The organism is Streptomyces sp. JH34 (genome assembly GCF_029428875.1).
Lineage (GTDB): Bacteria > Actinomycetota > Actinomycetes > Streptomycetales > Streptomycetaceae > Streptomyces.
Genome location: NZ_JAJSOO010000001.1, coordinates 101,111 through 114,920, shown reverse-complemented (window position 1 = coordinate 114,920; position 13,810 = coordinate 101,111). Strand labels below are relative to the sequence as shown.

Annotated in this window: 13 protein-coding genes and 2 pseudogenes; 8 read left to right on the top strand and 7 right to left on the bottom strand. The window is 65.6% G+C overall.

The annotated features are described in order from the left end of the window. Window positions 1-82 precede the first annotated feature (82 nt). The 3 genes from LWJ43_RS00645 to LWJ43_RS00635 all read right to left on the bottom strand — a co-directional run bounded on the left by LWJ43_RS00645 (window position 83) and on the right by LWJ43_RS00635 (window position 3,056). Entirely contained in the window at window positions 83-1,402 is a 1,320-nt protein-coding gene (locus LWJ43_RS00645) for an IS630 family transposase (protein ID WP_277335770.1), read from the bottom strand. A 115-nt stretch (window positions 1,403-1,517) separates the two neighbouring features. After that, the gene (locus tag LWJ43_RS00640) at window positions 1,518-1,955 is read right to left on the bottom strand and encodes a cytidine deaminase family protein (protein ID WP_277330285.1); all 438 of its coding nucleotides are present in this window, start codon (window positions 1,953-1,955) and stop codon (window positions 1,518-1,520) included. A gap of 21 nt (window positions 1,956-1,976) precedes the next feature. Beyond that, a complete protein-coding gene (locus tag LWJ43_RS00635; protein WP_462100933.1) occupies window positions 1,977-3,056 on the bottom strand; it encodes an IS630 family transposase in 1,080 nt (359 codons plus the stop codon). Window positions 3,057-3,220: 164 nt separating this feature from the next. Between LWJ43_RS00635 and LWJ43_RS00630 the strand changes: the two genes are divergently transcribed. From LWJ43_RS00630 to LWJ43_RS00615, 3 genes and pseudogenes are all read left to right on the top strand, one after another. Further along, window positions 3,221-3,820: a hypothetical protein gene (locus tag LWJ43_RS00630; RefSeq protein ID WP_277330283.1), complete on the top strand. Its 600-nt coding sequence runs from the start codon at window positions 3,221-3,223 to the stop codon at window positions 3,818-3,820. A gap of 340 nt (window positions 3,821-4,160) precedes the next feature. After that, window positions 4,161-5,075, top strand: coding sequence for a transposase (locus LWJ43_RS00620; protein ID WP_277335769.1), 915 nt, complete (start codon window positions 4,161-4,163; stop codon window positions 5,073-5,075). 55 nt (window positions 5,076-5,130) lie between these two features. Further along, window positions 5,131-5,724, top strand: a pseudogene (locus tag LWJ43_RS00615) (transposase family protein); the annotation flags it as partial. Window positions 5,725-5,813: 89 nt separating this feature from the next. Here LWJ43_RS00615 and LWJ43_RS00610 read toward each other — a convergent pair. The 3 genes and pseudogenes from LWJ43_RS00610 to LWJ43_RS00600 form a co-directional block, all read right to left on the bottom strand. Continuing rightward, window positions 5,814-6,524 carry a hypothetical protein gene (locus LWJ43_RS00610; RefSeq protein WP_277330282.1) on the bottom strand — a complete coding sequence of 237 codons (711 nt, stop codon included), beginning with the start codon at window positions 6,522-6,524 and terminating at the stop codon, window positions 5,814-5,816. A gap of 259 nt (window positions 6,525-6,783) precedes the next feature. After that, window positions 6,784-8,022: an IS701 family transposase gene (locus LWJ43_RS00605; RefSeq protein WP_277330281.1), complete on the bottom strand. Its 1,239-nt coding sequence runs from the start codon at window positions 8,020-8,022 to the stop codon at window positions 6,784-6,786. A 99-nt stretch (window positions 8,023-8,121) separates the two neighbouring features. Beyond that, window positions 8,122-8,561: pseudogene (locus LWJ43_RS00600) on the bottom strand (transposase); the annotation flags it as partial. A gap of 401 nt (window positions 8,562-8,962) precedes the next feature. On the opposite strand from LWJ43_RS00600, the gene LWJ43_RS00595 reads away from it, so the two are divergent. The 5 genes from LWJ43_RS00595 to LWJ43_RS00575 all read left to right on the top strand — a co-directional run bounded on the left by LWJ43_RS00595 (window position 8,963) and on the right by LWJ43_RS00575 (window position 13,149). Then, entirely contained in the window at window positions 8,963-10,159 is a 1,197-nt protein-coding gene (locus tag LWJ43_RS00595) for a M4 family metallopeptidase (protein ID WP_277330280.1), read from the top strand. A 74-nt stretch (window positions 10,160-10,233) separates the two neighbouring features. After that, complete coding sequence (locus LWJ43_RS00590) at window positions 10,234-10,542, top strand: protealysin inhibitor emfourin (protein ID WP_277330279.1); 309 nt, start codon at window positions 10,234-10,236, stop codon at window positions 10,540-10,542. An 89-nt stretch (window positions 10,543-10,631) separates the two neighbouring features. Next, complete coding sequence (locus LWJ43_RS00585; protein ID WP_277330278.1) at window positions 10,632-11,798, top strand: DUF2235 domain-containing protein; 1,167 nt, start codon at window positions 10,632-10,634, stop codon at window positions 11,796-11,798. 120 nt (window positions 11,799-11,918) lie between these two features. Further along, window positions 11,919-12,674, top strand: a complete 756-nt coding sequence (locus LWJ43_RS00580; protein WP_277330277.1) for a hypothetical protein — start codon at window positions 11,919-11,921, stop codon at window positions 12,672-12,674. A gap of 4 nt (window positions 12,675-12,678) precedes the next feature. Beyond that, a complete protein-coding gene (locus LWJ43_RS00575; RefSeq protein ID WP_277330276.1) occupies window positions 12,679-13,149 on the top strand; it encodes an immunity 49 family protein in 471 nt (156 codons plus the stop codon). Between the two features lie 148 nt (window positions 13,150-13,297). Here the strand turns inward: LWJ43_RS00575 and LWJ43_RS00570 are convergent, their stop codons facing one another. Then, window positions 13,298-13,672 (bottom strand): hypothetical protein, encoded by a 375-nt coding sequence (locus tag LWJ43_RS00570; RefSeq protein WP_277330275.1) that lies wholly within the window; start codon window positions 13,670-13,672, stop codon window positions 13,298-13,300. Window positions 13,673-13,810: the final 138 nt, after the last annotated feature.

Here is a 13,810-nt window from a genome sequence, read left to right as displayed (position 1 = left end):
AGTTGGAGCGTGCGGACCGGGGGAGAGCTGTAGACGCACTACGGGCCCTCCAGCTAGTGTGATGCGCCAGAAATCCAGTGGGTTAGTTCTGCTCGGTTTTCTGGCCGGTAGTTCCGATTTTGGTGAGGTAGTCGGCGAGGGAGTTGAGGATCTCGTCGGCTGTCTTGGTCCAGGTGAAGGGCCGCGGGTTCTCGTTCCAAGTATCGATCCACGCAGTTATGTCGTCCTCCAGCGCCTTCTCGGAGGTGTGGACACCGCGGCGGATGAGCTTGTCGGTCAGCAAGCCGAACCACCGCTCCACCTGGTTCATCCACGAGGAGCCGGTGGGGGTGAAATGGACGTGGAAACGTGGGTGTTTGCCGAGCCACGTCCTGATGTCGGCGGTGTTGTGGGTGGCGTAGTTGTCGCAGACGAGGTGCACGTCGAGCCCGGTGGGCACCGCCTTGTCGATCCGGATCAGGAACTTCTTGAACTCGATCGCCCGGTGGCGGCGGTGCAGTGCCGATATGACGGTGCCGTCAGCGATGTTGAAGGCGGCGAACAGGCTGGTGATGCCGTGCCTCAGATAGTCGTGGGTGCGGCGTTCGGGCATACCCGGCATCATCGGCAGCACCGGCTGGGACCGGTCCAGCGCCTGGATCTGGCTCTTCTCGTCCACACAGAGCACGACCGCCTTCTCGGGCGGGTGGTGGTACAGGCCGACAACGTCGACGACCTTGGCGACGAACTGCGGATCGGTGGACAGCTTGAAGGAGTCCTGCAGGTGGGGCTTGAGGTCGAACCGTTTCCAGATGCGCCCGACCGTCGACTTCGACAGGCCGGTGTGCTGGGCCATCGAGGCCCGCGACCAGTGCGTGTCCTGGCCCGGGACCGACTCCAGGGTGGCCACGATGACCTCCTCGACCTGGTCGAGGAGGATCGAGGGCGGCCGGCCCGAGCGCGGCTCGTCATGCAGACCATCGAGGCGCTTCGCGATGAACCGGGCCCGCCAGCGGTCCACGGTCGACCTGTCGATTCCGAGGTCGTCCGCGGCCTGCTGATTCGTCCCGCCCTCCGCGCAGCGCAGCACGATCCTGGCACGCAACGCGAGGAACTGGGCGGTCTTGGCCCGCCTAGCCCACTGCTGCAACTGTCTGCGCTCGGCATCGTCGAGGATCAGGCCGGCCTTCGGGCGGCCAATCCAGCCGGCGTCCTCAAGCCCAGCCATCCGCCCTGCGGCGAATGCCCGACGCCACTTGCCGACCGTCTTGGCCTGGACACCGATGAGCCGTGCGACATGCGCGTTTGACATGCCATCAGCACACGCCAGGATGATGCGGGCCTTCTCGGCCGAGCGACGGTGCGGCAATTTCGTCCGGAGCACCAACTCGGCGCGCTCGGCCTCGGACAACGTGATCGCCACAGCAGAAGGCCCCGAATATGACATACCGACAGGGTACTTACTAACCCACTGGATTTCTGGCGCATCACACTAGTGCCGCATCAGACAACGTTCGCCCTGTTTAGGTCTGGCGGTGTCAGCTCGTGCTGAGTGGCTCGGTTTCCTCAGTGTCGAGCTGATGGTCGGCCCAGATGTAGCTTTCGGGAAGCAGATCGGTGATGGAGACGGTCCGGAGCCGCTCGCCTGCCCCGACGATGACTTGCAGAGCCGGGAAGTAGTCGAGAAGGACCTGGCGGCACCGTCCGCACGGGGGAACGACCCCTCGGTCGCCGTCGCCCACGGCGACGATCGTGTCCAGCTCGTAGGCGCCCTGGGCGGCTGCCGTGCCGAGGAGAACCAGCTCTGCGCAGGGGCCCCCGGTGAAGTGGTAGGCGTTCACTGCGGTGACGATCCGGCCGTCCTGGGCACGGGCTGCGGCCGCCATGGTGTGGCTGTCGCCCCGGCAGCGAGTGCGTGCGACGTGGGCCGCGGCCTCGATGAGTTCGTGGTCGACGAGGTGGGTCTGCGTGGTCATCTACTCTGCCTTCGTGAGGTGTCAGGCGACGTTGACCCGAGTGACGATGGTGCGCAAGCGAATATCGGCTGTGTGCTTGTTCCGCCAGATGATGTAGCGGCGGATCATGCTGCCCTGCTCTTTGTGGTCGGCGTGGTCGGTGCCGTCGAGGGTGAAGTAGCGCAGGGCAGTGAACTGGGCCTCGATGCGGTTCAGCCAGGAGGAGCTGGTAGGGGTGTAGGCGATCTCGACGTTGTTCGCTGCCGCCCAGGTCCCGACCCGCTGGCACTTCTTCGTAGTCAGGTGGGGTGAGAAGTTGTCGCAGACAATCGCGATCCGCACCGTCGGTGGGTAGAGCGAGCGCAGGTAGCGGCAGAACTCCAGAAACTGGGTGCGCCGCTTGATGGGCTTGATGTGGCCGTAGAGCTTGTCTTTGGTCAGGTCGAGTGCGGCGAACAGGTGTCGTACCCCGCCGTAGCGGTTGTAGGTTGCCCGCCGCCGTCGGCGCGGTTCGCGGTCGGGGTCCTTGTGCCGGCCGCTGCGCTCGGCCCACTGCCGACCCGGGTAGGGCATCAGATTAAGCGGGCCGAACTTGTCCATACTGAAGATGACTTCGGGCTCGTCGGCCTCGGATATGACCTCTCTGTCAGCGATCGCATACAGGTGCTCCACCCGCGCTTTCTTGGCCGCGTAATCGGGGTCGCGGGAGGTCTTCCAGGTCTTCAGGCGTTGAAAGGAGACGCCTTCCTCGCGGAGCGAGATGCGCAGGCCCTCGTGGCTGATGTCGTCGACCACCCCCTCGGCGACCAGGTAGTCCGCCAGCTTGGTCAGACTCCAGGTGGAGAACGGCAGGTCGTGCTCGGTCGGCGTGGACTTCGCAATCTTCTTGATCTCGCGTCGCTCGGGCAGCGTGAACGTCTTGGGCCGGCCGCCCTTGTACTTCGGATAGAGCGAATCGAAGCCGTCGGCGTTGAAGTTGTGGATCACGTCGCGGACCCGGTCGTCGCTGGTGAACGTCACCTCGGCGATCTTTGCCACGGGCATGCCCTGGGCGGACAGCAGCACCATCTGGGCCCGCCGCCAGGTCACTACCGAACCGGTGCCACGTCGGACGGCTCGCAGTAGCCGCCTGGAGCCATTTCCAACCTGACTGCGGTGGCCGCGTGTTGTGACTGAGCGCTTCGTTGCCGACTGCGTCCGGACGAAGCCAGCCACGTTGGAATTAACTGGGCGCTCCATCCCGATCGTGACAGGATGACGGTTCAGGACAGGGGAGGCGGGGCGGTATGGGGTTGGACTACAGCTATAAGATCTTCATGCCCCCTCGGAACGTTGCGAGAGCGCTGACCCGGCTGGCCGAGCTCGCCCCCCAAGGCCGCGACACGCCGCCGCTTCCGGTGACCCTGCCGGGCGGAGAGCAGTTGGTCGTGCCGTTCACCTCCAAGTTCAAGAGCGAACCGGTCGACTGTTCGGCAGGCGGCTCGCTCGAACTAGACACCTCGATCGTCGTCGGCGTCGACGACGCGGTGCACGAGTTCTTCCTCCGCGATTCCGACAGGGTCGACGAGCAGGGACGGGTGTCGGTCGGGTACATCTACCTGACGGTCAGGTTCTCCCCCGCATGGCACCCGAACTTTGCGTCACTGCAGTTCACAGCCGCTACCTCGAGCATGAGCCGGATGTTCGTGCAGTCCGCGAGCGTCAGGAAGGTGTTCACCGACCTCACCGCCACCACCGGTGGTGTGTGCTGCCTCCTCGACACCGAGACCGACATCTTCGACATCTGCTGGCTCAACGGCGAGACGCTCAGTGGTGAGACTGTTCCTGGCACCCGTTTCTTGGGCTTCCAGGATCTCGTCGCCGCCTGGTGCGAGCCGGTGGAGTAGAACGGGGAGGGCGCCCGCACGGGATACGGTGCACCTGCCCGGTCAACGCTCAACCGGCCAACTGCAAAGCTCAGCAACACGTGTTGGACGGAACTGTGAAACAACGAAGCTCCTGGTAGACGGGTTCTCGACCAAGATCGCCCGCAGCCACCAGGAGCTTCGTGTGCTTGTCTACCCGTCGTCGATCGACCTGTGCAGTCGCACCCTGCGGTACCTAACCGAGCGACTCGCTGCCCGGCGAGGGGAGATCGGCCTGCGCTGTGGTGACACTTACGAGCTGGTGCGTGATTGCGGGTGAGGTGTTCTTGCTGGTGGGTGGCATGATCCGGTTGTGGCGATCATGGTCAGTCGGACGGTTCTCGCGCATCAAGTGTTCACGGGGGTCTCCCGGGGTCATCTCGCCCGCCTGGTTGAGGAGTTGGCCGACCCTTGGCAGGCCGTGGTCGAGGGCCGGCGTTACGAAGCTCGCGGCGGGGCCAGGAAGCGTGGGGCAGGAGCGGGTGTCCGGCATCGGCTGGTGTTCGTCGACCGGGTCGTGGCCACACTGATTCATCTGCGGCACGATTTGCCGCATGCAGCATTGGGGCTGCTGTTCGGCGTCGACCGCTCCACGATCACCCGTGCGATCGGCGAGATACGAGGATTGCTGGCAGAGCGGGGATGCGCGGTTCCAGACCGGCCCGGCCTGCGGCTGCGGACCCTGGCGGACGTGTTCGCCTACGCCCAGGCCGAAGGCATCGAGCTGCGGCTGGACGCCACCGAAGTCCAGGTCCGCCGTCCCCCAGCCAGCCGCGGCGGACGCCGTTCCTTCGTCTCAGGGAAGAAGAAGCAGAACACGATGAAGGCCACCGTCGTCGCCGACCATCGAGGCCGCACGCTCTGGACCGATGCCCTGCGACCAGGGCGGATGCATGACGCGACCGCCGCACGCAATGAAGGCATCGGTACCTGTTTCCAGCACTTTCCCGACGTGGAAGTCCTCCTGGACGACGGCTACCTCGGACTCCGTCGCGACCATCCCGGCCAAGCGGTGACCCCGCCTAGGAAGGGAAACAAGATCAGCCCACCCGAAGTCCTCGAAGCCCGCCTACGAGCCCGACACAGGCACTCTTCAAAGCGCATCACCGTCGAACACGCCCTCGCCGACCACAAACGCTGGAAGCAACTGACCCGCTGGACCCACCGCCGAGAGAACCTGCCCGCCACCTACCGGGCCATCGCCGGCCTCGTCTCCGACCGCAACACCACCGACTGACACAAACCCCCAGGTCAGGCACCCACGTCTCAAACGCAATCACGCACCAGCTCGTTACAGCCAACTTGCCGCCGGGTTCGGAATCGGCATCGCGACCGCATACCGCTACATACGCGAGGCCGTGGACGTACTGGCCGCCCTCGCGCCTACTCTGGCCGAGGCGATGCGCCTCGTGCGGACCAAGGCGTTCGTGATCCTGGACGGCACCCTGCTGCCTATCGACCGGATCGCCGCCGACACCCCGTACTACTCGGGCAAACACAAGCGCCACGGCATGAACGTCCAAGTCCTCACCGACCCGTTCGGCCGCCTGTTGTGGGCCTCGCCCGCGTTGCCCGGCTCCACCCACGACCTAACCGCCACCCGCACCCACGGCATCGTCGAAGCACTCACCGACGCCGACCTCAAGTGCTGGGCCGACAAGGCATACCAGGGCGCCGGCGGCTCCATCCGGGTGCCCTTCCGCGGCCGTCGCCTCAAACGGTGGCAGCGCCGCCACAACAGCACACACGCCAAGATCCGCTGCCTCGGCGAGCAGGCCATGGCCACCCTGAAGGGCTGGCGCCTCCTACGGAAGCTCCGCTGCAGCACCAACCGCATCACCGCGATCGTCCAGGCCGACCTCGTCCTTCACCACGCGTCAGCGTGAGGTTGGAAGAGGCTCCTGGCCTCGTCGTCATCGATTTCGCGAACATGTACACGCTTTGGTATCCGCATAGGATCTCGCTCAATGCGCGGTCACATCGGAGCCCCAGGCGGCGCGTAGTGATTCAAGTATTCCTGCAGCCGCGGCTCAAGCATTGGCAGTGCACGGTCGTTGACCGCATGCCAGAGGCGGTTCTCGATCCAGAACCGATGGGCAAACTCCTCGAACGACGGCGCACACCACAAGATCGCGGCCCTCTGCTCCTCCGCATCCTCGAGATCGGTCTGTGTCTCCTCCCCGTCGCGCCGCGCCTCGTACTCAAACTCGTAGTCGAGGTCGGAGTACACCACGAACGCCTCGCTCGCCGGGCGGATGTAGAGGTACCAGATGACGCAGTCCTGCTGATCCCGGAAGAACCGCACCAGGAAGGCGCCAGGCTCGACTGGACTGGGCAGAGGGCCCGAAAGATCCGTCCAGCACCCAGTTACCGAAACCTCGTCCAGCGAGCCGTACAGATTCTCGGTGGTCTGGAACGTGACGAAATCCCGCGGCAAGGTGAGGCCCCTGGCGGCCAGGTCTCTTGCCAGCCCGTTGAGCTTCATGACCTGCCGCGGGATGGGAGCGCCGGCGTCCCCGAGCCATCGAAAGGCACCCGTGAACTGGCTGGAGTCCAGCGGCGGCAGACTCTCAAGGGAGTAGTCCTCGTAGGTGTACTGGCAGGCACGGTACTTGCCGAGGTCGGTGGCACACCAAGCGGCGTCGAAGTCGACCGAAGCCAGGTCGGACCCTGACTGTTCACTCATCGGAACCCCTGAACGATCACTGGGAGCGGAGGTGTCGGCGTCAGCATCGCATTGGCCACAGACAACTCTGCCGAGGAGCGCGCGTGGACAGACCCTCAGGCTGAGTCAAGAGGGCCAACGTTGCCTGATGCGGCACTAGTAGTGCTTCGTTAGGTTCTGCGTCTGCTCCGGTTGCGGGGCAGGGGGCGGTTGCAGGTGGTGCAGGTGCCGGTCCAGCCCTTCAGCAGGTCCTGGAGGACGTCCAGGACCTGGTAAAGGGTCAGGCCGGCGTGGGGACTTTTGGGTCGAGCCGCCTGAGGGTGAGGAATGCCTGGGCGGCGGTGACGAGGGTGACGTGGTGGTGCCAGCCGCGCCAGGTGCGTCCCTCGAAGTGGTCCAGGCCCAGGCCGTGCTTGAGTTCGCGGTAGTCGTGTTCGATGCGCCAGCGCATCTTCGCCCACCGCACCAGCTCGGCAACGGGAGTCTCGTGCGGCAGGTTCGATATCCAGAAACCCGTCGGTCCGTACTGGTCCGCAGGCCATTCCACCAAGACGGTGGACGGGGGCAGGACGCCGTTCCACTGGTTGCGTCCGCCGCCTGCCGCTTGGGCGGCGGCCAGGGACTGCTTGCCCGCCGGGCGAACAGCCAGGACCGCGAACCGTGAGGTCATCGTGCCTTTACTGCCCTGTCGCCAGGCCACCTCAGCGAAGTGGTCGGCGGCAGCAGCCTCGGCAGCGTGGACGGTAAGTGCTCGCGGCGCCGTCCGGTAGCGGGCAAGCGTCGGTGGGCCCAGTCCTCCGTAATTCGGCTGGTGGGGCTCGATGTCCAGCTCGTGGGCGACTTCTTTCCCGGTCAGCGCCAGCACGTAGGACAGGCCCCGTTCCTCCAGGCCATGGCGGAAGGGGGTGCTGACGCCGTAACCCGCATCCGCGACCACGACCGGGGCTTTCAGCCCCCACTCGCCCACGTTGTCCAGCAGCCCGAGCGCGAGGCGCCATTTCTCCTGGTGGACGACGTCGTCGGGGACGCCGGCCCGGCGGCAGCGGCCCGGCTCGTCCGTCCACTCCCGGGGCAGATACAACTGCCAGTCCAACGGACACGACGCGGTGTCGGTGGCGGCATGGACACTGACCGCAACCTGACAGTTCGCCCGCTTCCCGAGTGCTCCGCAGTACTGACGGGCCACCCCGGCAGAGGCGCGGCCACACTTGGGAAACGACACATCGTCGATCACCCACACCTGCGGTCTGATCACCTCCGACAGCCGCCGGGCGATCCGCCGCCGAACCGGCAACGGATCCCACGGCGACTGGCTCACGAACTGCTGCAGAGCCTGCATGTTCCCGTCCGGCAACCGCTCGGCCATCGGCTGGATCGACTTGCGCCGCCCGTCCAGCATCAGACCGCGCAGATAACACGCACCCCACCGGCGCTGATCCCGCCGCGGCAACGACCCGAACACATCACCCACGAACTCCGCCAACTCGCCCCGGAGCCGCTCGACATCCCCCAGTTTCACATCTCGAAGATGCCCACCACCAGGCAAGATAACTCAAGGTAACGAAGCACTACTAGGTCCTGTCCGATGGGTTCGCGGAGTGACGTTGGCCGGCTCCTGTAGCGGCAGTCCGTCCGCGTCGGACAGGATGTGCATCTCGGAACCTGCCTTGCCCCGGTCCACGGGGCTCGGACCTGCGAGTTCGCCCCCCCTTTTTTAGCGCGGACGTGTGCGGAGGCCATAACAGCCCGGGACAGGTCGATCAGGTCCCGTTCTTCCACGGGCTGGAGAATGTTCTGATGCAGCCGACCCCATACTCCGGCTCTCGACAAGATGACGAAGCGGCGGTGCACGGGCGACTTTGACGCCCCGAAGCACGGAGGTGGGGCCCGCCAGGCGCACCCGCTGACCAGGACGTCGATGATGGCTGCGAACACCGCCTCATCATCGATGTTCGTGACCCCGCCACTCTGCGGGCGCACCCGGGTCGGCGGCAGCAACGGCCTCGCTACCTCCCACAGTCCGTCCGGAACGATCCATCCCCACCGTCCACTCGTCATGGCCAGTACAACTGCCGACGCACCATGTAGGAAACGGTCTTTAGCAGCGGCGCGGGGCCTGCGTGCGGCGTGACGAGCTGACGGTCTATTTGAAACGCGTGAGAGCACGAAACAAACGAGGGAGAAGTTATGTGAAAGCGCAAATTTGAGGCCTCTTCACACCGGTCGATTCTAGGTGGCATCGATCCCGCGGGGCGTGTGATGATGGATGGGCGAGACGCCTCATATCGGGACGCTTCGACGGATGAATTGGCCGCGGGCCCAGCAGATCATTCGCGTTGGTCGGCCCGGGAGTAATTTGCCCACCAGCCGCGGTCGTAGTGCGTGCAGGTTCGGGCGTCCCTCGAAGCGAAGAACAGATCCTCTGGATCACGATGTACCGCAATGAACGGAGTACCGCAATGACCAGCGAACTTCGGCTGAATTGCATAACCCCGCCGTATCTGCTCAAAAGGATGCTGAAAAGCGATGACAGCGAGGTGCGCCAAGCTGCACTGAACACCTTGCTCACGACCGCCCATCTGCGGGGCGAGCGATCGGTCCAAGCGGCCTTCCCCGGTGCCGCCGCTCCCGGCAACGCTCGTAGGACTGTCTACGATTGCCGGAACACCACGTCTTTGCCCTTCGCGATTCTGGCGCGGTCCGAAGACGGCCCGGAGTCGACCGATGTCTCCGCCAACCGGGCATTCGACACGCTCGGCAAGACTCGAGATTTTTTCCAGCAGGTGTATGCCCGGGACTCGATCGACGGTCACGGAATGCGTCTGGACGGATACGTCCACTACGACTACGAGTTCGCCAACGCTTTCTGGAACGGGCGCCAGATGGTGTTCGGTGATGGGGACGGTCGTATCTTCTCCGACCTCACGGGCTCGATTTCCGTGATCGCCCATGAACTGGGGCACGGAGTGACCGAGCACACCGCGGGACTCGAGTACCACAACCAGTCCGGGGCCTTGAACGAGTCCATGTCGGACGTGTTCGGGGCGATGGTAGACCAATGGACGCTGGGGCAGACGGCCGAGCAGGCGGACTGGCTGATCGGCCGTGAGGTCTTCACGCCTCACATCGAAGCCGACGCCCTGCGGTCGATGAAGGCGCCCGGGCACGCCTGGAACACCGAGAAGTTCGGAAAGGACCCGCAGCCAGACCACATGTCCAAGTACGTAAACATGCCGGACACCTACGAGGGAGACTGGGGCGCGGTGCATTACAACTCCGGCATCCCGAACAAGGCGTTCTACGTGACGGCGGCGACCATCGGCGGATACTCGTGGGAGGCTCCCGGACTCATCTGGTACGAGGCTCTCAAGGCGTCCAACAGCGAGACACGGTTCCAGGAGTTCGCGGACACCACGTACCGGAAGGCCGGACAGCTGTACGGGACCGGCGGCAGCGAGCAAACGGCCGTACTGAGGGCGTGGCGGGAGGTTGGCATCTCGGTCACCGGGGTCTCGACCGGGCTCGCGAGTGCGCAGACCCGCACAGCCGGCCAGAACGGGGACCCCTTCACAGCAGTCAGGGCGCTGACGGTCCAGGTGCAGGACCTGAGCCGAGAGGTGGCCGCGCTCAAGGGGCGCGTTTCGACCGGCGGTTGACGTCAAGGCGCCCGGCGGTCGACGCCGGGCGCCTCTGCCGGACCAGCGGAAGCAGTGGGTGGCTGAGAGGTGCCATGAGGGTTACTTTGGCGACGTACGGCGGGCTCGCAGCGGCAGCCCGGGCCGGCCTCCCGCCGGACACGGTAGACACCGACGCCCTGCCCGAGAGTGCTGCGGCCGAGTTGTTCCGACTGGTGGCCACAGCGGTCCCGGCGACCGGAGGCGACCGAGAGGTCCACGGTCGCGCGCCGGATGCCATGAGCTACTCGATCACCGTCGAGGAGAGCGGCCACTCATCCGTTCTGGTCCAGTCGGACGCGGACATGTCTCCGGAGTTCGCGGCGTTGCTGCGGTGGCTAAAGGAGCATGTCACGCGAGAGTGAGAGAGGAATCGAAACGGCCGTCGCCCATGTGGTGGGACCCTGGAACTGGCGATACATGCCGCTTCGCACTCTCGCGAGGAAGGATAGCCATGGGCAAGCGTCTGGTGGTCTGTTGCGACGGTACGTGGAACTTCGCCGATCAGCCGAGTAAGACCAATGTCGCCAAGATTGCCTTGTCTGTTCGGCCGGGCTCTGCCGGTGGAAAGGAGCAGCGCGTCTACTACCACAGCGGGGTCGGCACCCTTCGGCGTGAGCGTCTGCGCGGCGGTGCTTTCGGTGTAGGTTTGTCCCGCAATGTTCTCGATGCGTATCGCTTCCTCGTGGAATGTTATGAGCCGGATGACGATTTGTACCTATTCGGTTTCAGTCGTGGTGCTTTCACCGCCCGTAGCCTGGCCGGGCTCGTACGCAACAGCGGCATTCTGCGCAGGGATCACAGTGACCGGATCGCGGAGGCTTGGGCGCTGTACCGCGACCGGATCGAGCGGCCGACCGGCGCCGCCGCCACGTTGTTCCGCCGGTCCTATGCCCAGGAGACCCCCGTCCGCTTCATCGGAGTGTGGGACACCGTGGGCGCCCTGGGGATCCCGGTCCCGGACGCAGAGATGCTGCGACCGGCAGTGGACCGGTTCAACCACCGTTGGGCGTTCCACGACACCGAGCTGAGCAGCTGGATCGTCGCGGCCTTCCAGGCACTGGCCGTCGACGAGCAGCGCTCAGCGTTCCGTCCCGCGCTGTGGCATCAGCAGCCCGCGGCCGCCCAGCAGGGCCAGGAGCTGAGACAGGTCTGGTTCGCCGGGGCGCACTGCGACGTGGGCGGCGGTTACCAAGAGACGGGACTTTCGGACATCACCCTGCTGTGGATGGCCGACCAGGCCCACAGGCACGGGTTGCACTTGGATCCCGGCGTACTCGGTGGGGGCGGGCCGCCGACGATGAGCGGGCGGGAAAGCACTGATTTTCGTGTGCGGCCGGACAGCTATGGGCCATTGCACCCTACGCGGACGGGAGCGTACCGGCTCGCCAAACCGCTGCACCGCCCGATCGGGAGGTCGGTGAACGCCGAGAGGGTATCCGATGGGAACGAATACCTGGCAGTGCCGGCCAAGGAACGACGGGACAGGGACCCGGGCTATCGACCGCCGGAGCTGGAGCGATACGCGAGCGATCGACAACTGTGCCGGTTGGAGCCCGTTCTTCTGACCGACTTCTCGGCGTCCACGACACCTGCCTCCACCCATCGCGCTCGGCCCTGACGGACCACTCGGAGTCGCCCGCGTTCTTCCGCATCCGTGCGATCCAGCCACTCCGGTCCGACGCCGCCCCGCCCACGAGGAAGACGCACACACCACCGAGAGGCGAACAGGAGCAAAGCAATGAACCTGCTGCCGGTCGAAATCAAGGTCAATGTAGAGGGCGACGTTGCTGCGGCGCTCTCGGCCCTCGGGGGGACCCAGGACGCGATGGCCACACGTCTCATCTGGTTCGCCGAAGAGGCGAAAGGTGTGGCCGAGGGGCGGCTTCCGCTCCTGAACAGCGGCGGGATCATACGGTTCAGAATCGGTGCCGCTTCGGACGACCTGACCGTCAAGCTGCGCCCTTGCATCGTTGAGCAACTGATCGGCCGGTTCTCCGCCGCCTTCAAGGAGGAACCTCTTACCTACAAGATCGAGGAGGACTGGTCGCCGGTGGGCCGAGTGCTCGCGGCCTCCGCGGTGCGTACTTGTCCTCCAGGGACTCTGTCGGACGCGGTGGAGCCCGGAGCCGATCCCACCGCTCCGATCGACGCGGCGCAGAAGCGGTTCCTGCACGCCTGCGGGCCCGCTGTCCCGCTCGACGGGCTGGTCGCGCTGGGGCCGGTCCTCTCGACGAAGGCCGACGACGTCCGGCTCGACGACCTGGAGGTGGACCTAGAGACGTGGTCGGCCGTCGATCTTGAGTTCCTGGAGGTGTCCCTGCGAGTGAAGCCCGAGGACGAGGACGATACCGAGAAGCTGACGGGCCGGGCAGAGCGTAAACAGCGGAAGTTGGAGGACGCGGTGCGCGAGCGCGGAGTCATCCTCTCGGAGAATTCGGAGAACAAGACTCGCCGCACTCTCACTGCCTTGGCGCAGGCGGGACGAACCAGTTGAGACGGTGAGTGAACTTTCCCGTGCCGTCGCCTTCGCCCTGATCACCGGCGTGCGCGAGGACCTCGCCCCGCTGGTCCTCACCGGCCCCACTTTCGCCCGTCCGGACGGCTCCGCGTTCACCGAGTACCGCAAGGCCCTCCACGCCTACCTGAAAGGAGCCGAGCCCGACGCAGCCGCGCAACGGGCACTGCAGGAGGCTGAACAGGCCAAGGACTGGGGCTTCGCGATGCCACCCGCCGTGCTGCTGTCCCAGCTCGTGGAGGGCGACGAGGAGAGCTTCAACCTCGCCCTGGCCGACGCGCTCGAAGCCCACCGCGCCTACTACGAGGTCTCCGACCGCGAGGATGATCCGGACGTTTCCGTCAACCTCGACGTCCTCGCCCTGGCCTGCCATGCCCGCCGCCGCGGCTGGGCGATCCGGGTGGAGTCCCCCTACCTGCCGCAGGATCTCCTGCGGGCCGCTGAACCCTTCTAGGGCGAGCGTCACGCTCGAACGCTTCTCCGGCCCTGGCCAGGATGACGCCGGCGTTCTCCCAGGGCCGGGGGCCGGGCAGGAAGTGCCTTCCTCACAGATCACAGAGGCAGGCGTCCGACCTGGAGCCGGTAAAGGAAGCGGCACCTGCTCAGTTGTCCACAGGCCAAGAGCCGGCAGGGTCGTGCCCATCACCCCTGGTGGCCTCCCTCACATGCCGGCAGACCTCCGGGGAGACGGTCTCCTTGACATCGAGGGAGTAGTTCGGTTCGGCCCCGTCCCGAGAACTGCTCCCCGTGATCTCGAAACCGATGGCCTGGTCCGCGGTGAGCAGCGCGACCTTCAGTTGGGCAGCGGTCAGCGGTTCGGAGTGCTCCGCCGCCTTACCGGCTGCCGTGCTCGTCGCCGGCCCCGGCTTCCTCCCGGCTTCGGCGGGCTCGGCGCCGGCCCCGCACCCTGCGGTCAGTCCTGTCGCCGACACGAACGCCAGCGCCGATACCAGATATCGTCCGCTCTTTGGCCCCATCAGGTCCCCGCCCTCGAACTCGCACTGTCCACATACGTATTGGCCAACGATATCCGCGCATGCCCAGCGTCCTGACGAGCCAGTGTCGCCGTGTCTACCCGTCGCGACATCACTGCCGACGGCACGTCTATCTCCGCA

What these genes read in the sequence shown, in the direction of transcription:
- LWJ43_RS00630 (WP_277330283.1), top strand. Translation starts at nt 3,221, where the DNA reads ATGGGGTTGGACTACAGCTATAAGATCTTCATGCCCCCTCGGAACGTT.
- LWJ43_RS00570 (WP_277330275.1), bottom strand. Translation starts at nt 13,672, where the DNA reads ATGGGGCCAAAGAGCGGACGATATCTGGTATCGGCGCTGGCGTTCGTG.
- LWJ43_RS00610 (WP_277330282.1), bottom strand. Translation starts at nt 6,524, where the DNA reads ATGAGTGAACAGTCAGGGTCCGACCTGGCTTCGGTCGACTTCGACGCC.
- LWJ43_RS00580 (WP_277330277.1), top strand. Translation starts at nt 11,919, where the DNA reads ATGAACCTGCTGCCGGTCGAAATCAAGGTCAATGTAGAGGGCGACGTT.
- LWJ43_RS00590 (WP_277330279.1), top strand. Translation starts at nt 10,234, where the DNA reads ATGAGGGTTACTTTGGCGACGTACGGCGGGCTCGCAGCGGCAGCCCGG.
- LWJ43_RS00620 (WP_277335769.1), top strand. Translation starts at nt 4,161, where the DNA reads ATGGTCAGTCGGACGGTTCTCGCGCATCAAGTGTTCACGGGGGTCTCC.
- LWJ43_RS00640 (WP_277330285.1), bottom strand. Translation starts at nt 1,955, where the DNA reads ATGACCACGCAGACCCACCTCGTCGACCACGAACTCATCGAGGCCGCG.
- LWJ43_RS00595 (WP_277330280.1), top strand. Translation starts at nt 8,963, where the DNA reads ATGACCAGCGAACTTCGGCTGAATTGCATAACCCCGCCGTATCTGCTC.
- LWJ43_RS00585 (WP_277330278.1), top strand. Translation starts at nt 10,632, where the DNA reads ATGGGCAAGCGTCTGGTGGTCTGTTGCGACGGTACGTGGAACTTCGCC.